This is a genomic window from Thauera humireducens (assembly GCF_001051995.2).
Lineage (GTDB): Bacteria > Pseudomonadota > Gammaproteobacteria > Burkholderiales > Rhodocyclaceae > Thauera > Thauera humireducens.
In genome coordinates this window covers 2,907,213-2,923,819 of record NZ_CP014646.1, presented here as the reverse complement: position 1 = coordinate 2,923,819, position 16,607 = coordinate 2,907,213, and the positions used below count along the sequence as shown (strand labels likewise).

At 68.2% G+C, this 16,607-nt stretch carries 15 protein-coding genes; 9 read left to right on the top strand and 6 right to left on the bottom strand.

Annotated features, from left to right (window positions below):
- Window positions 1-42: 42 nt before the first annotated feature.
- The 3 genes from AC731_RS13760 to AC731_RS13750 form a co-directional block, all read right to left on the bottom strand.
- Window positions 43-711, bottom strand: coding sequence for a DsbA family oxidoreductase (locus AC731_RS13760; RefSeq protein ID WP_048706929.1), 669 nt, complete (start codon window positions 709-711; stop codon window positions 43-45).
- Window positions 712-769: 58 nt separating this feature from the next.
- Window positions 770-2,182 (bottom strand): prephenate-dependent tRNA uridine(34) hydroxylase TrhP, encoded by a 1,413-nt coding sequence (gene trhP / locus AC731_RS13755; protein WP_048706926.1) that lies wholly within the window; start codon window positions 2,180-2,182, stop codon window positions 770-772.
- A gap of 78 nt (window positions 2,183-2,260) precedes the next feature.
- Window positions 2,261-3,178: a LysR family transcriptional regulator gene (locus tag AC731_RS13750; RefSeq protein ID WP_048706924.1), complete on the bottom strand. Its 918-nt coding sequence runs from the start codon at window positions 3,176-3,178 to the stop codon at window positions 2,261-2,263.
- Window positions 3,179-3,323: 145 nt separating this feature from the next.
- Between AC731_RS13750 and AC731_RS13745 the strand changes: the two genes are divergently transcribed.
- Together AC731_RS13745 and AC731_RS13740 are read left to right on the top strand one after the other, a co-directional pair.
- A complete protein-coding gene (locus AC731_RS13745; RefSeq protein ID WP_048706922.1) occupies window positions 3,324-4,628 on the top strand; it encodes a gallate dioxygenase in 1,305 nt (434 codons plus the stop codon).
- 33 nt (window positions 4,629-4,661) lie between these two features.
- Window positions 4,662-5,687, top strand: a complete 1,026-nt coding sequence (locus tag AC731_RS13740) for a TRAP transporter substrate-binding protein (protein ID WP_048706918.1) — start codon at window positions 4,662-4,664, stop codon at window positions 5,685-5,687.
- A 79-nt stretch (window positions 5,688-5,766) separates the two neighbouring features.
- Here the strand turns inward: AC731_RS13740 and AC731_RS13735 are convergent, their stop codons facing one another.
- From AC731_RS13735 to lysM, 3 genes are all read right to left on the bottom strand, one after another.
- Complete coding sequence (locus AC731_RS13735; RefSeq protein ID WP_048706915.1) at window positions 5,767-7,116, bottom strand: TIGR03862 family flavoprotein; 1,350 nt, start codon at window positions 7,114-7,116, stop codon at window positions 5,767-5,769.
- 37 nt (window positions 7,117-7,153) lie between these two features.
- The gene (locus AC731_RS13730) at window positions 7,154-7,585 is read right to left on the bottom strand and encodes an acyl-CoA thioesterase (protein ID WP_004263682.1); all 432 of its coding nucleotides are present in this window, start codon (window positions 7,583-7,585) and stop codon (window positions 7,154-7,156) included.
- A gap of 94 nt (window positions 7,586-7,679) precedes the next feature.
- Window positions 7,680-8,162 carry a peptidoglycan-binding protein LysM gene (gene lysM, locus AC731_RS13725; RefSeq protein ID WP_048706913.1) on the bottom strand — a complete coding sequence of 161 codons (483 nt, stop codon included), beginning with the start codon at window positions 8,160-8,162 and terminating at the stop codon, window positions 7,680-7,682.
- Window positions 8,163-8,353: 191 nt separating this feature from the next.
- On the opposite strand from lysM, the gene AC731_RS13720 reads away from it, so the two are divergent.
- The 7 genes from AC731_RS13720 to AC731_RS13690 all read left to right on the top strand — a co-directional run bounded on the left by AC731_RS13720 (window position 8,354) and on the right by AC731_RS13690 (window position 16,563).
- Window positions 8,354-8,833, top strand: a complete 480-nt coding sequence (locus tag AC731_RS13720; RefSeq protein WP_004263680.1) for an OmpA family protein — start codon at window positions 8,354-8,356, stop codon at window positions 8,831-8,833.
- 244 nt (window positions 8,834-9,077) lie between these two features.
- Window positions 9,078-10,421: an NADP-specific glutamate dehydrogenase gene (gdhA, locus tag AC731_RS13715; RefSeq protein WP_048706911.1), complete on the top strand. Its 1,344-nt coding sequence runs from the start codon at window positions 9,078-9,080 to the stop codon at window positions 10,419-10,421.
- 149 nt (window positions 10,422-10,570) lie between these two features.
- Window positions 10,571-11,212: an MBL fold metallo-hydrolase gene (locus tag AC731_RS13710; protein ID WP_048706908.1), complete on the top strand. Its 642-nt coding sequence runs from the start codon at window positions 10,571-10,573 to the stop codon at window positions 11,210-11,212.
- Window positions 11,213-11,332: 120 nt separating this feature from the next.
- Window positions 11,333-13,498 carry a phage holin family protein gene (locus tag AC731_RS13705; RefSeq protein ID WP_048706907.1) on the top strand — a complete coding sequence of 722 codons (2,166 nt, stop codon included), beginning with the start codon at window positions 11,333-11,335 and terminating at the stop codon, window positions 13,496-13,498.
- Window positions 13,499-13,639: 141 nt separating this feature from the next.
- Entirely contained in the window at window positions 13,640-14,614 is a 975-nt protein-coding gene (locus AC731_RS13700; RefSeq protein WP_048706906.1) for an NAD(P)H-dependent flavin oxidoreductase, read from the top strand.
- Between the two features lie 102 nt (window positions 14,615-14,716).
- On the top strand, window positions 14,717-15,592 hold the full coding sequence (locus AC731_RS13695; RefSeq protein ID WP_038012084.1) for a branched-chain amino acid ABC transporter permease: 876 nt from the start codon (window positions 14,717-14,719) through the stop codon (window positions 15,590-15,592).
- A gap of 44 nt (window positions 15,593-15,636) precedes the next feature.
- Window positions 15,637-16,563 (top strand): branched-chain amino acid ABC transporter permease, encoded by a 927-nt coding sequence (locus AC731_RS13690; protein WP_048710145.1) that lies wholly within the window; start codon window positions 15,637-15,639, stop codon window positions 16,561-16,563.
- Window positions 16,564-16,607 lie beyond the last annotated feature (44 nt).

The following is a 16,607-nucleotide window of genomic DNA, read 5'->3' as shown; positions in this document are numbered from 1 at the left end:
CGCGCGCCGGCGTCATGCGTTCCGTGACGCCACGCCGTCGCTTCAGGACGGCTTGCCGGTCTCGAGCGATTGCAGGATCGCCGCGCCCAGCACCGCTGCCGACTGCGCACCCGACACCGCCAGCTTGCGATTGAGGATGAAGAAGGGCACGCCCTCGATGCCTTGCTTGCGCACGCCTTCGGCCATGCGTTTGACCTTGTCGAGGTCTTCACGGCCATCGAGGTAGGCACGCACTGCATCGCGGCGCTCGCCGCACGCGGCGGCAATGTCGGCCAGCGTGTCCTTGTCTCCGATGTCGCGACCCTCCTGGAAGTGGGCGGCAAACAGTGCGCTCGCCAGCATGCGGATGCGTGCCGGCGTCTGGCCGATGGACTGGGCGCGGTACATTAGGCGGTGCGCCTGCAAGGTGTTGGGACGGGTCTGGATGCGCTCGAAGGCGTACTGCAGGCCGTCGTCGGAGGCCGCGTCGCGCACCTTGTCGAGCACCGCCTCGGCCTTGATCGGACCGCCGAACTTGGCTTCGAGGAACGCGCGGTAGGGCTCCCCGGCTGCGGGCGTGTCCGGGTTGAGGAAGAAGGGCAGCCAGTTGACGCGCACGTCGAGGTCGGGGCGCGAAGCCTTCAGCTCCTCGAGGGCACGGTCGAGCCGCACCTTGCCGAGGAAGCACCAGGGGCAGACGAAGTCGGAAACGAGGTCGATGTTCAGGATCATGGCGTTGGGCCGTGCGGGCGGGCAGAAGGCGACAGGGTAGCCGCTCTGCCGCGCGGGATCAGAGAAAGCGCGCGATGAAGCAGGGCTGTGCGGGATCGGCGCCCTGCGGCAAGGGCAGCCACACGCGCCGGCCGCTGCCCGGGATGCGCGTGACGGCGTCGCCGTTGGCGTCGACGATGCGGTCGAGCAGCAGTTCATGATTGCCGCCCGGTTGCACGAACTCCAGCCGGTCGCCAACGCCGAAGCCGTTCTTGACCTCGACTTCGGCCAGGCCGCGTGCGGCGTCCCAGCCAACCACCTCGCCCACCAGCAGGCTGCGGCCCGATTCGGAGTGGCCGCGCAGGTAGTTCTGGTGTTCGGGCGTGGAATGACGCTGGTAGAAGCCGTCGGTGTAGCCGCGGCTGGCCAGCCCTTCGAGCTCGCCGAGCAGGCGCGGGTCGAAGGGGCGCCCGGCGACCGCGTCCTCGATCGCGCGCCGGTAGCCCTGGGCCGCGCGGGCGACGTAGTAGGGGCTCTTGGTGCGGCCCTCGATCTTCAGGGAATCGACGCCGATCTCCACCAGGCGCTGCACGTGCTCGATGGCGCGCAAGTCCTTGGAGTTGAGGATGTAGGTGCCGTGCTCGTCTTCCTCGATCGGCATCAGCTCGCCGGGGCGGGTGCCTTCTTCCAGCAGCCAGACCTTGCTGCCGCCGATGTGGCGCGGCCCGCCGCCCAGGGCGAGGCCCTGCACGGTGTCGAGCTTGCTGCGGGTGGCGGTGCCGACCGCGCCGGCGTCCCTGGGATTGCCGATCGGCATGTTGCCGCGGGCCTGCAGGTCGCCGGCGCCGCCTTCGCCCGCCTCGTGCAGCTTGTAGTCCCAGCGGCAGCTATTGGTGCACGTGCCCTGGTTGGGGTCGCGGTGGTTGAAGTAGCCCGACAGCAGGCAGCGGCCGGAGTAGGCGATGCACAGGGCACCATGGACGAACACCTCGAGCTCCATGTCCGGACAGGCGTCGCGGATCTCGGCGACCTCGTCCAGCGACAGCTCGCGCGACAGGATGATGCGCTTCACCCCCACGGACTGCCAGAAGCGCACCGAGGCGTAGTTGGTGGTGTTGGCCTGCACCGACAGGTGGATGTCCGTCTCCGGCCAGCGCTCGCGCACCATCATCATCAGGCCGGGGTCGGCCATGATCAGCGCATCGGGCTTCATGGCCATCACCGGCGCCATGTCGTCCTCGAAGCTGCGGATCTTGGCGTTGTGCGGGTAGATGTTGGCGACCAGGTAGAACAGCTTGCCGGCGGCGTGGGCCTCGTCGATGCCGCCGGCGAGCGTGTCGAGCTGGCCGAAGCTGTTGTTGCGCACGCGCAGCGAATAGCGCGGCTGCCCGGCATACACCGCGTCGGCGCCGTAGGCGAAGGCGGTGCGCATCATGTCGAGGGTGCCGGCGGGCGCGAGCAGTTCGGGGCGGCGGTGAGGGGGTGTGGGCATCGAACCGGACTCTTGGTCTTGAAGGCGCGCATTCTAGCCGAGTGTGCCGGTCGCGCCGTCCGCAGGGCGCAGGCCTTTTCAGCTGGTTACGGTGCTGGCCATGCCGCCCAGATGGTGGGCGGCGCGGTGGAGATGCGACAGGAAGTGGCGGACCATGACGGACATGGCCATTTCCTCGCGCACCATCACGCCCAGCGTGAGCCGCAGCGGACCTTCCTGCAGCGGGACGACGTCGAAGTAGCTCGAGGTCACCGGGTGTCGGGCGAGGGGGGCCGGCATCAGCCCGATGAAGTCGCCCGAGCCGAGCAGGGCGAGCAGCGCCAGGGTCGAATTGACCGTGGCGGCCACCGGCGGCGGGGGCAGGCCGTTGCGGCTGAACAGTTCGCGGGCGTAGCCGGTGGCGCCAGACAAGCCTGTGTACACCCAGCGCGCCTCGCTCAGTTCGGCCAGCCGGGTGCAGCGGGCCTGCGGATGGCCCTTGCGTACCGCCACCACCATGTCGATCGGCAGCAGGGGCTCGACCAGGTATTCGCCCTGCGCCAGGCCTTCCGGGATCGGGCCGATGGCGACGTCGGCCTCGCCCTTGCGCAGGTAGGCGAGCTGGGCGATGTAGAGCTCCTCGCTGATGCGCAGGCGCATTTCGGGGAACTGCTGGCTGAAGGTACGCACGGCTTCGGGCAGCACGAGCATCACCGCCAGGGGAACGGCGGCGATGCTCAACTCGCCCACCATGCGCCCGCCGAGCTGGCCGATCTCCTCGACCGCCCGGGTCAGCTCGCGGTCGGCCGCGCTGGCGCGCTCGTACAGCACCTTGCCCTGGGCGGTCGGGATGACGCCGCGCGTCGAACGCACGACGAGGGAGGCGCCAAGCTCGACCTCCAGTTCGCGCAGCATCTTGCTCAGCGCCGGCTGCGACAGGCCGAGCCGGGCGGCCGCCTTGCGCAGGCTGCCGTCGTTGATTGCGGCCACGAAGGCCTGGAGTGCGGAGAGTTTCATGGTGTTGTGATAACCGCCGGTTATCGCGCTACTGATCCAGACATCTTATCCACAGCGGGATGCCTGTCTAGACTCTGCACGCACTTCGGGCTCGGGCGGCCGGTCTCGCCCGCGGCACACGATCGACCAGGAGGGAGACACCTGCATGGCACGCATCATCGGCGGCATCGCCTGCTCGCACACACCGACCATCGGCTTCGCGTTCGACAAGAACAAGCAGGACGATCCGGTCTGGAAACCGATCTTCGACGGCTTCGCGCCGGTTCGTCAGTGGGTGAAGGACACGCAGCCCGATGTGCTGCTCTTCATCTACAACGACCACGTCACGTCGTTCTTCTTCGACCACTACTCGGCGTTCGCGTTGGGGATCGGCGACCACTACGCCGTGGCCGACGAGGGCGGCGGCGCGCGCGACCTGCCGCCGGTGGCGGGCCATCCCGGACTGGCGCAGCACATCGGCCATTCGCTGATGGCGGACGAGTTCGACATGTCCTTCTTCCAGGACAAGCCCTTGGACCACGGTTGCTTCTCGCCCTTGTCGATGCTGTGCCCGCATGAACCGGCGTGGCCGGTTTCGATCGTGCCGCTGCAGGTCGGCGTGCTGCAGTTCCCGATCCCCACAGCGCGGCGCTGCTTCCGGCTTGGGCAGGCCTTGCGTCGTGCGATCGAGAGCTATCCGGAAGACCTCGCGGTCGCGATCGTCGCCACCGGCGGCCTGTCGCACCAGGTGCACGGTGAGCGGGCCGGGTTCAACAACACGCCTTGGGACGAGCAGTTCCTGGCGCTGTTCGAGCATGACCCGGTACGGCTGACGGAGCTGACTCAGGCCGAATACGCCACGCTCGGCGGGCTGGAAGGGGCCGAGGTGATCATGTGGCTGGTCATGCGCGGCGCCCTGTCCGCCTCGGTGAACAAGATCCACCAGACCTATTACCTGCCGTCGATGACCGGCATCGCCACCGCGATCTACGAGAACCGGGCCGCCCCCGCGGTCGCGGGCGAGGTCGAGCGCCACCGCGCCCATGTTGCCACGCAACTGGCGGGCGCGCAGGCGCTGGCCGGCACCTATCCCTTCAGCCTGGCCACTAGCCAGCGCGCCTACCGCCTCAACCGCTTCCTGCACGACATGATCGTGCCGGCGCATCGCCAGCGCTTCCTCGCCGACGAGGAAGCGAGCTTCGAGGCCGCCGGGCTGATCGAGCAGGAGCGTGACCTGGTTCGCAGGCGGGACTGGCGTGGGCTGATCCACTATGGCGTGATCTTCTTCATGCTGGAAAAGCTCGGGGCTGTGCTGGGCGTGTCCAACCTGCACATCTATGCTGCCATGCGTGGAGAATCGCTCGAACAGTTCCAGCGCACCCGGAATGCGCCCGGGGCGCTGTACTCGGTCGCCGGCAGGGAAGCGCCTGCCCTCGATTGGGACGCCGGCAAGCGTCCCGAAACTGCATGACCCGACAATTCAAGCCCCGAGGAGGAGACATCGATGAAATCCCGTACCCTGATTGGCCTGCTGGCTGCCGCGCTGCTGCCTTTGCCCGCCGCCGCACAGGAGGTCGTGCTGAAGGTTTCGCACTTCCTGCCGCCCAGCTCGCTGGCCCAGACTCAGTTCATGCAACCCTGGTGCGACAAGATCGAGGCGGAGAGCAGGGGCCGCATGAAGTGCCAGATCTATCCGTCGATGCAGCTCGGCGGAACACCACCCCAATTGCTCAACCAGGTGCGCGACGGCGTGGCGGACATCGTGTGGACGCTGCCGGGCTACACGCCGGGCCGCTTCCCGGTGTCCGAAGTGTTCGAACTGCCGTTTTTCACGACCACGGCCGAAGCGTCCTCGCGCGCTTTGTGGGATTTCTCCCAGGCGCATGCCGCCAAGGAGTTCGCGGGCACCAAACCGATCGCGATCTGGGTGAATGGTCCTAACGTACTGCATCTGCGCAGCAAGCAGGTGAAGACGCTGGATGAGCTGAACGGCCTCAAGGTTCGTGCGCCGTCGCGCCTGGGCAACAAGATGCTGGCTGCACTGGGCGCAACGCCAGTGGGCATGCCGGTTCCGCAGATGGCCGAAAGCCTGTCCAAGGGGGTCATCGAGGGGGCGCTGGTGCCCTGGGAGGTGGTGCCGGCGACGAAGACGCAGGAGTTGACCCGCTACCACGCCGAGTTCAAGGGGCCCAAGGCGATGACTGTCGCCACGATGGTCTTCCTGATGAACGCGAAGAAGTATGAGAGCCTGCCCGACGATCTCAAGAAGGTGATCGACGACAACAGCGGTGCGGAGACCTCCGCCTGGGTCGCGACTCAGTTCATCAAGGCCGACGTCATCGGCCGTGAAGCCACCGTGGCCAACAACAACACCATCTACGCCATCGAGGGTGCGGAGCTGGCGCGTTGGGAAGCCGCGACCCGCCCGGTCGTCCAGGGCTGGATCGAGGAGCTCAGCGCCACCGGTGTCGACGGCAAGGCCATGCATGACGCCGCGGCGGCGCTGGTAGCGCGCTACAGCAAGAACTGAGCGCGCCGCGCGATGCGTCCGGGCCATCCACGCACGGTCTCGTGCGCGGGTGGCCCGTCTTGTTTGTGGCGCAATGCGTTCAGGTCTTGGGGCGCAGCCAGTCCAGCACACCGTGCGCGGCCGCCGCTCCGCTGGCGAAGCAGGCGGTCAGCAGGTAGCCGCCGGTCGGCGCTTCCCAGTCGAGCATCTCGCCGGCGATGAAGACGCCGGGCCGGGCTCGCAGCATCAGGTGGGCATCGAGCGCCTCGAAACGCACGCCGCCTGCGCTGCTGATGGCTTCGTCGAGCGGACGCGGCGCCGTCAGCCGCAGCGGCAGGGCCTTGATGTCGGCCGCCAGGCGCAGGGGGTCGTCGAAATCGTCCCTGGAGAGGCATTCACGCAGCAAGGCGGCCTTGATGCCCTTGATGCCGGCCTGTCCCTGCAGGTGGCTGGCCATCGAGCGGCTGCCGCGCGGGCGTGCGAGGTCCGCCCCAAGGCGTTCGAGGCTGCGGCCGGGGGCGAGATCGAGTCGCAGCGTGACCTCGCCCTGCGCGGTGATCGCGTCGCGCAGCGGCGCGGAAAGGGCGTAGATCAGACCGCCTTCGATGCCGGTGGCGGAGACGAGGCATTCGCCGGCCCGCTCCTGTGCTTGGCCGGCGGCATCGGTGAAGCGGGCCACGACCGATTTCAACGGCTGGCCGCGGAAGCGTTCCAGAAAATGCGCGCTCCAGGCCGTGCCACCTTCGCCGCCCGCGGCGACGTCGAAGCCGCAATTTGCCGGCCGCAGCTCGGCAACGTCGGCGCCGGTCGCGCGCAGCAGCGGCACCCAGGCACCGTCCGAGCCGAACTTGGCCCAGCTGCCGCCGCCAAGGGCGAGGAGCAGGGCGTCGGTCTCGACCCGGTGCTCGCCCTCGGGCGTTGCGAAGCGCAGGTGCTGGCGCAGCGGTGTGTCGCTGGTCGGTGCGTCGTTCGTTGGGTTGGGACCGTCATCGCCATCGCTGTCGGCCCAGCCGAGCCAGCGGTGGCGCACGGCGAACTGCACGCCCGCGGCGCGCAGGCGTGTCAGCCAGGCGCGCAGCAGCGGGGCGGCCTTCATCTCGCGCGGGAAGATGCGGCCCGAGGTCCCGACAAAGGTGTCCACCCCCAGTCCGTGTGCCCAGTCCTGCAGCGCCTGCGGACCAAAGGCCTGCACCATGGGCACGAGCACCTCGCGCCGCGCACCGTAGCGCGACAGGAAGGCGTCCAGCGCCTCGCTGTGGGTCAGGTTCAGGCCGCCACGTCCGGCGAGCAGGAACTTGCGCCCGACCGAGGGCATGGCGTCGAACACGGTCACGCGCACGCCTGCAGCAGCAAGCGTCTCTGCGGCGATCAGTCCCGCCGGACCGCCGCCGACGATGGCGACGTGTGGTGTCCTCGGCGGCGCAACGGGAGGGCGAGCGCCGGCGTTCATGACCTGGGTTCCGCCGCGTCTGCCGGGAAGATCAGGCTCATGATGCCGGTGCGAATCGGCGGCGGAAGCCTTCGGGCACCGCCGCCTTGCGCCGTTCGCCGTAGTCGAAGAACACGATGCCGGTCTTGCCGCGTGCGACTTCCCGTCCGCTGGCCTCGTCGGTGAGGCGCCAGACCAGGTCGCAGCCGAACTCGCTGAAGTCCTCGGCCGCCATCTCGACCACCATCGTCTCGCCGTGGAAGGCTTCGGAGCGGTACTGCACGGCCGCATCGGCGACGATGATGCCGACGCCGTCGATGTCGAGTTCGGTGTAGCCCTCGGACTTCAGGAAGCGTGCGCGCGCCTCGGACACGAGGCCAAGCAGTTGGGCGTTGTCGAGGTGGCGCCCGTAATTGATGTGAGAGATCAGCAGCGGGATGGCGGTGCGGAAGGCGAAGTGGTCGGGCAGCTCGATGCGGACGCGGGCCATGAGGGGGCAGTTCCGGACGTTGACGTGAAGAGGCCCGAGCGTAACGGCCCGGGCCTCGGCGTTGCAAGCGCGGCCTGTCGGCCGCCGGTGCGGATCAGGCCTGCGGCGGTATGCGCAGGACCTGGCCCGGATAGATCTTGTCCGGGTGGGTCAGCATCGGCTTGTTGGCTTCGAAGATGGCCATGTACTTGTTGGCGTTACCGTAGAACTGCTTGGCGATCGCCGACAGGGTATCGCCGCGCACGACGGTGTGGAACTGCGCCTCGGGTTCGCTGCGGGCCACGGTCATGCGGTCCTCGACCTTGGCGACGCCGGCGACGTTGCCGGCTGCAAGCAGGATCTTCTCGCGTGTCGCCTGGTCGGGCGCCGTGCCCGTCACGGTGACGACCGATGCGGCGCCGTCGAAGCTGATCGCCAGGTCCGCCGGCGCGAGCTGGAGGGCGGCAATGTAGTTGTGGATGGCCGATGCGGCCTTGGCGTTGGCCGCTGCAGGATCGGGCGCCGTCTCGGCCGCCTTGGCTTCGTTGCCACCGAAGAGCTTCTCGCCCGCTTCCTTGACGAAATCGAAGAATCCCATATGTGCCTCCGTGTTGGGCCGTATGACAGGACGCTCAGAATAGACGATTCGTGGCGGGCAAGTGTATTTGAAGCAAACAATTGATTCAGTTCCCGCCAGGACGCATGGGCGTCCATCGAGGCGGCCATGGCATTCGGCTAGAATCGCAGCGACCCGATCGTTGGGTTCATCTTTTCAAGGGAGTGCAGCACATGTTCGATCAGGAAGACAGCGAGCTCAACGTCGTCATGGGCGTGGTGTTCGGCATCATTGCGCTGGTCATTGCCTTCGTCATCGGCTTGGGTGTGTATCAGCTGCGCGGGGCGCAGACGCCCGTCGCGCAGGTCGAGGACATGTTCGTGGAGGTGGCCGAAGTCGGCGAGCCGCTGGTGAAGATCCACTTCGACCTCGGTGAGACGGCGCTGCCCCCGACGGCCGCGGCGCAGATCGAAACCGTGATCGCCGCGCTGGCGGCGGCGCCCGAGGCTCATGCGCTGTTGTCCGGTTATCACGACGAAACGGGCGGTGCCGCGATCAATGCCGAGGTGGCGAAGAATCGCGCCCTGTCGGTGCGCGAAGCGCTGCTGGCCGCAGGCGTGTCCGCCAAGCGTGTGCTGATGCGCCGTCCGGCGGTGACCCTGGGCGAGGGCGACGCAGCCGAGGCGCGCCGGGTCGAGGTGCGCGTGCAGTAAGCGTCGCCAGCGGCGTTCACACAAAAAGGCTGGGAATGTCCGGCCTTTTTGTTGCCCTCAAACCGTGTGCACGCACCGCAAAGGTGCGTGTGCCATGCCATGAGGGCATTTCAAGGCTTGCTGCGCAAAGGCATGCACCAATTGTGGGAATTTGATGCACAATATCGGGGAATCCGCGCGACCGCCTCGGGTAACACCGAGGCGGTCGCGCGCGCGTGTCCATCCATCTAACAGGCCAAGCATCATGAAATATCAGTCTCTCGAGGAGTTCCTGGCATACGTTGAGCAACGCAACCCCGGTCAGCCCGAATTTTTGCAGGCGGTGACCGAGGTGATGGAGAGCCTGTGGCCCTTCATTTCCGCCAACAAACGTTATGCCGAGCATTCGCTCCTCGACCGACTGATCGAACCCGAGCGCGTGATCATGTTCCGCGTGTCCTGGGTGGACGACAGAGGTGAGACGCAGGTCAATCGCGGCTACCGCATCCAGCACAGCTCGGCCATTGGTCCCTACAAGGGCGGCCTGCGCTTCCATCCCTCGGTGAACCTGTCGATCCTGAAGTTCCTGGCATTCGAGCAGACCTTCAAGAATGCGCTGACGACCCTGCCGATGGGCGGTGGCAAGGGCGGCTCCGACTTCGACCCGAAGGGCCGCAGCCCGGGCGAAGTGATGCGATTCTGCCAGGCGTTCATGACCGAGCTGTATCGCCACGTCGGCCCCGACACCGACGTGCCGGCCGGCGACATCGGCGTGGGCGGTCGTGAAGTCGGCTTCATGGCCGGCATGATGAAGAAGCTGTCGAACAACGCGGCCTGCGTATTCACCGGCAAGGGCCTGACCTTCGGCGGGTCGCTGATCCGTCCGGAGTCGACCGGCTACGGCACCGTTTACTTCGCCAATGCGATGCTCGAGCACGCGGGTCGTGACATTCGTGGCATGCGCGTGTCGGTGTCGGGTTCGGGCAATGTTGCCCAGTACGCCATCGAGAAACTGCTCGAACTGGGTGCCAAGCCCATCACCTGCTCGGATTCGAGCGGCACCGTGATCGACGAGGAAGGCTTCACGCCTGAGAAGCTGGCGGTGCTGATGGAGGTGAAGAATCACCTTTATGGCCGTGTGTCCGACTATGCCGAGCGTGTCGGCGCCCGCTTCGAGCCCAACGTGCGTCCGTGGCACGTGCCGGTCGATGTCGCCCTGCCGTGCGCGACCCAGAACGAGCTCGACGCCAACGATGCCGCCAACCTGGTCAAGAACGGTGTGATCGCGGTTGCCGAGGGCGCCAACATGCCGAGCACCGCCGAAGCCGTGAAGATCTTCGAGCACAACGGCGTGCTGTACGCACCGGGCAAGGCCTCCAACGCCGGCGGCGTGGCCACCTCGGGTCTGGAGATGAGCCAGAACGCGATGCGCATGTCCTGGACCCGCGAGGAAGTCGACGCCCGCCTGAAGGAGATCATGCTCGGTATCCACGCGGCCTGCCTGAAGTACGGCAAGCGCGAGGACGGCAGCGTGAGCTACGCCGACGGCGCCAACGTCGCCGGCTTCGTCAAGGTGGCGGAGGCGATGCTCGCGCAGGGCGTCATCTGATCGCCTGAGTCCGTGGCGCTGCCGCGCCCGGCAGCAGTCCAAGCCCGCCTGTCGTGCCGCGCGCCGACAGGCGGGTTTTTCGTTCACCGAGTCGTTCGGCCTGATCAGTTAAACTGCCGCCCGATTTCCAGCGTTCAGGAGCACGATCCATGATCCAGGCCAGCATTGTCCCGGTCACGCCCTTCCAGCAGAACTGCAGCATCCTGTGGTGCGAGAAGACGAAGAAGGCGGCGGTTGTCGACCCGGGGGGCGACATCGATCGCATCCTCGCGGCGGTGGCCAAGCTGGGCGTGACGGTGGAGAAGATCCTGATCACGCACGGCCACATCGATCATGCCGGCGGCACGGCCAGGCTGGCACGCGAACTCGGCGTACCGGTCGAGGGGCCGCAGGAAGAGGACCGCTTCTGGATCGAGGGCATGCCGCAGCAGAGCAAGATGTTCGGCTTCCCCGACGTCGAGACCTTCGAGCCTGACCGCTGGCTGCATGACGGCGACACCGTTACCGTCGGCGAGGAGGTCTTCAAGGTTGTCCACACGCCGGGCCACACGCCCGGTCACGTCGTCTTCGTGCACGAGGGCGCACGCCTCGCCATCGTCGGCGACGTGCTGTTCGCCGGCTCAATCGGCCGCACCGATTTTCCGCGCGGCGACCACCAGACCCTGATCCGCTCGATCCGCGAGAAGCTGTTTCCGCTCGGTGACGACATCACCTTCATCCCGGGCCATGGTCCGACCTCGACCTTCGGCGAGGAGCGCGAGACCAACCCCTTCGTCGGCGCCTACGGCTGACGCCGTTTCCGCAAATCCGCTTCGGATGCCCAGCGGTTGTCCGCGATCCGATTCCAGCGCAGTATTCCGGCGGTGTAGTCATTTCGGTCAATGCCCGCATCTCAACAGGGAGTGTGAAAGATGAGCACGCAAGAGAACAGCAAGGGCTATCGGTGGCGCTTCTTCCGCTCCGGTGGCTTCGACCAGGTCCTGATCGAGAACGCGGACGACCTGCGTCACCTCGGCGAGCTCGACCAGAAACTGTGGTCCGTGCTCGCCTGCCCCACCTCCGGGCTCGAGTTCGATACCCGTACGCTGCAGTTGCTCGACTCCGATGGCGATGGTCGCATCCGCGCACCCGAGGTGATCGCCGCGGCCAACTGGGTGTGCACCGTGCTGAAGACACCGGACGTGCTGTTCCGCGGCGTGGACGGTCTGCCACTCGCGGCGATCGCGGACGATCACCCCGAGGGCGCGAAGCTGCTGGCCACGGCGAAGAAGGTGCTCGCCTACATGGGCCGGCCCGACGCCGATTCGGTCGGGGTTGCCGACCTGGCCGACCCTTCGCGCCTGTTCGCGCCCGATCACTACAACGGCGATGGCATCGTGCCCGCCGAACTCACCCCGGATGCCGAGCTGGCGAAGACGATCGGCCTCGTCATCGAGCATTTCGGCGCCCTCGAGGATCGCAGTGGCAAGCCGGGCATCGATCAGGACAAGGTGAATGCCTTCTTCACCGCGGCGCAGTCAGTGGTCGACTGGCACGACCAGGCCGTGGCCAGCCCTGACAGCGTGCTGCCGCTGGGCGAGGGCACGGCGGCAGCGGCTGCGGTGTTCGATGCGGTGCGTGCCAAGGTGGAGGACTACTTCACCCGCTGCCGCCTCGCCGCCTTCGACGAACGCGCCGCCACTGCGCTGAACCCCGCCGATACCACTTACGTCGGCCTTGCCGTGCAGACGCTGGCCACCGACACCGAAGGCGTGGCCGCGCTGCCGCTGGCCCAGGTCGGTGCCGGCCGTGCCCTGCCGCTGCAGGACGGGCTGAACCCGGCCTGGGAGGCGCGCATCGCCGCGTTGCGCGATGATGTGATCAAGCCCATCCTCGGCGCGCGGACCACGCTGTCTCACGCCGAGTGGCAGGATATCGCCGCCCGTTTCGACGCCTATCGCGCCTGGCTCGCCGCGACGCCGGCGACGCCGCTTGCAGCCGTGCCCGCCGACACCCTGCGTGCGCTGCTTGCCGGTTCCGTGCAGGCCGAGCTGACGGCGCTGATCCAGCAGGACCTCGCGGCCGAGACTGCCGCCGCCCAGGTCGATGCGCTCGAGCGTCTGGTGCGCTACAACCGCGACCTGGTCACCTTGCTGCGCAACTTCGTCACCCTCAGCGACTTCTACAACGCCGGCAACAAGGCCATCTTCCAGGCCGGCACGCTTTACCTCGACCAGCGCAGCTGCGAGCTGTGCCTGCGCGTCGCCGACATGGGGCGCCATGCCACACTGGCGCCGCTTTCCGGCGCCTACCTCGTGTATTGCGAGTGCCGGCGCGAGGGCGAGGCGCCGATCACCATCGTCGCGGCGATGACCGGCGGCGATGCCGACGAGATGATGGTGCCGGGCCGCAACGGCGTGTTCTACGATCGCCAGGGGCGCGACTGGAACGCTGCCGTGGTCAAGGTCGTGGAAGCGCCGATCAGCGTGCGCCAGGCCTTCTGGTCGCCGTACAAGCGCGTCGGCCGCATGATCGGCGACCAGATCCAGAAGTTCGCCGCGTCCCGCGACAAGGCGGTCGAGGACAAGGCCGCGGCCGGTGTCGCCGGCGCCGGCGCCAAGGTCGAAGCGCCCGCCCCCGCTCCGGCCCCCGCGCCCCAGGCCTTCGACATCGCCAAGTTCGCCGGCATCTTCGCCGCCATCGGCCTTGCGCTGGGTGCCCTCGGCACCGCGCTGGCGGCGGTGGTGACGGGTTTCCTGTCGCTGCCGGGCTGGCAGATGCCGCTGGTGATCGCCGGCATCCTGTTGCTGATCTCCGGGCCCTCGATGCTGCTGGCCTGGCTCAAGCTGCGCCAGCGCAACCTCGGGCCGCTGCTCGACGCCAACGGCTGGGCGGTGAACACCCGCGCCCGCATCAACATCCCGTTCGGCAGTGCGCTCACCGGCGTCGCCAGTCTGCCGGCCGGCGCCTCGCGCTCCATGGCCGACCCCTACGCCGAGAAGGAAACGCCGTGGGGCACGTGGATGTTCCTGCTGATCGTCGTGGTCATCGCGATCGTGCTGTGGCGCCAGGGCGTCTATGACCGCTTCCTGGGCTGAGGTCCCTGCCGACGGTCGGGACGCCGGGGCGTAGCGCATCGATTTAAACGAGCGTTTGAATCCTGCCGGAGCGATGTTAGAGTCGCTGTCTGGCAGACGCCCCCTCGCGAAGGCGTGCCGATCTTTCAAGGAGACAAGCCCATGAGCCTTCCCGCCAGCCTGCGCGGACGTTTCAGCGTACCGGCGATCGCCGCCCCTATGTTCCTCGTGTCCGGGCCGGAACTCGTCATCGAGACCTGCAAGGCCGGTGTCGCCGGCACCTTCCCGGCCATGAATGCCAGGCCCGCCGCGCAGCTCGACGAGTGGCTCACACGCATCGATGCCGAACTCGCGGCCCATCGCGCGGCCAGCCCCGATGCGCCGTGCGCACCGCACGGCGTCAACCTGATCCTGCATGCGTCCAATGTGCGGCTGCAGGAAGACCTGGAAATCCTCGTCCGTCACCGGGTGCCGATCGTGATCACCAGCCTGGGGAATCCGGCCGAGGTGGTGAAGGTGGTGCACGGCTACGGCGGCCTGGTGCTGTCCGACGTGGTCCATGCCTACCACGCGCGCAAGGCGATCGCGGCCGGTGTCGATGGCATCATCGCGGTGGCCGGCGGCGCGGGCGGGCATGCCGGCGGGCAGAACGTCATCAGCCTGGTGCGCGAGATCCGCGAGTTCTGGGACGGCCTGCTGGTCGCGGCCGGTGCGATTTCGGACGGCGCGGCGATCCGCGCGGTCGAAGTGCTGGGCGCGGACCTTGCCTACATGGGCACGCGCTTCATCGCCACCCGCGAGGCGATGGCCCAGCCGGAGTACAAGCAGATGGTGGTCGACTGCGCGCCCGCCGACATCGTCTATACCGACGCCATTTCCGGCACCAACGCCAATTTCATGTGGCCCAGCCTCGAACGTGCCGGTTACCGGCGCGAGGAACTGGCTGCCGGCTTCGGCAAGGGCAAGCTGCACGACCTCGCCGAGGAGGCCAAGGCCTGGCGCGACGTGTGGAGTGCTGGCCACGGCGTGGCAACGATCCACGACGTCCCGACCACGGCCGAACTGGTCGCCCGCCTGGCGCGCGAGTACCGTGCCGCCTGCGCCCTGCCGCCGAGCGCGGCGCTGACGTTGGCGTGATCAGGTCGGCGTGATCAGGTCCGACTGACCACGGCAGCCTGCCGCCCGGCTGCCTGCAGGGCAGCGGTGCAGGGGGCGGAACGGCTGCTATGCTTCGCCCCCATGCTTTCCTTTCTCCAGGTCCTGTCCAGCGGAATCGCCATCGGCTGCGTGTATGGCCTGGTGGCGCTCTCCTTCGTGCTGGTGTTCAAGGCCACCGAGACGGTCAGCTTCATGCAGGGCGACCTGCTGATGCTGGGCGGCTTTGCCGGGCTGGCGCTGCATCTTGCGGCGGGCTGGCCGCTGGCGCTAGCGGCCCTTGGCGCGGTGCTGGCGGTGGCCTTGCTCGGCGCGGGGCTGGAGCGGGTCGCCCTGCGGCGTGCGATCGGCCAGCCGCATCTGGTGGCGGTGCTGCTGACCTTCGGCCTCGGCATGATGATGCGCGGCGGCGTGGCTTCGGTGCCGGCCGCGGCGCAGGACATGTACCGCCTGCCCTTCGCCGCCGACACCCTCAGCGCCGGGCCGCTGGTGCTGGCGGCAAGCCACGTGTGGGTGGTGCTCGCCACCGTCGTGCTGGTGCTCTTGCTCGCGCTGTTCTTCCGTCACACCCGCGTCGGCCTCGCGCTGCGCGCCTGCTCCGAGGATGCGCGCGTCGCAGCGTTGATGGGCGTGCCCGTGGCGCGCATGCACACCCTGGCCTGGGCGCTCGGCGCCGGTCTGGCGGCGGTGGCCGGCCTGCTGCTGGCCCCGATCACTTTCGTGCATCTCAACATGGGCTTCATCGCGCTGAAGGCCTTTCCGGCGGCGGTGCTGGGCGGGCTCACGAGCCTGCCGGGCGCCCTGGCTGGCGGCCTGTTCCTCGGCGTGGTCGAGGCGCTCGCAGGGCTGGTGCTGCCGGAGGGGGCGAAGGATGTCGTGCCCTACGTGCTGCTGATGGCCGCGCTGCTGCTGTTTCCGCAGGGGCTGGCCGCCGGGCGTGCGGGCAGGGCCGGGCGATGAACGCGACGCCGGTGGCGGCGCCGGGCGGGCTGCGCCTGCTGCGGATGGTCCTCGTCGTGGGGTTGATGGTGGCCCTGGCGGTGGGCTGGCTCGGTGCCGATTTCGCCTTCGGCCAGGCGACGCTGGTCGCGACCTATGCGATCGCCGGTCTCGGCGTGGTGATCATCGTCGGTCAGGCGGGGCAGATCGTGCTTGGGCAGGGCGCGCTCGTCGCGCTGGGCGCCTATGCCCAGACCCTGCTGGTGCAGGCAGGCGTGGCGCCGCTGCTGGCCTTGCCGCTGACGGCCGGAGTCGGTGCGCTGGGCGGGGTGCTGGCGAGCCTCCCGGCGGGACGCCTTGGCGGACTGTATTTCGGCATGAGCACGCTGGCGTTCGCGCTGATCGTCGAGGAAGCGCTGGTGCGCTGGGAGTCCTTGACGCATGGCCCGGCGGGCCTGGTCGTGCCGGCATTCGGCGCGGGCGGGTGGCAGGCCGACACGCCACTGGCGCAGGCGGCAGTCAGCGGCGTCGTGCTGCTGGTCGCGCTCGCGCTCGCCGCCCGCCTGCTGCGCTCGCGCCTCGGACGGGCGTGGCGTGCGGTGCGCGAGGACGAGGCAGCTGCCGACACCTGCGGCATCGCGCCTGGCGCGGCCAAGCTGCGTGCCTTCATCGTCGGCGGCAGCCTGTCTGCACTGGGCGGCGGCCTGTACGCGCACTGGATCGGTTTCATCAGCCCGGAGCAGTTCGGCCTCGTGTTCTCGTTCGAGCTGCTGATGCTGGCCTTCATCGGCGGCGCGCGGCGCCTGTCCGGTGCAGTGTGGGGCGCGCTGGTGGTGGTGGCGATCCCACAGGCGATCGCCGTGCTGCGCGATGCGCTGCCCGGCGACTGGGCGCGCGCCGCAGGACTGGAGCTGGTGCTGTTCGGTGCGATCATCGTGGCGGTCGTCCTGCTGCGACCACAGGGGCTGGCCAGTGGTCCGCGCGGCGGATGAGGGCGATACCCGCTTGTCGATAATTTTGGATCCGTCGACAATCT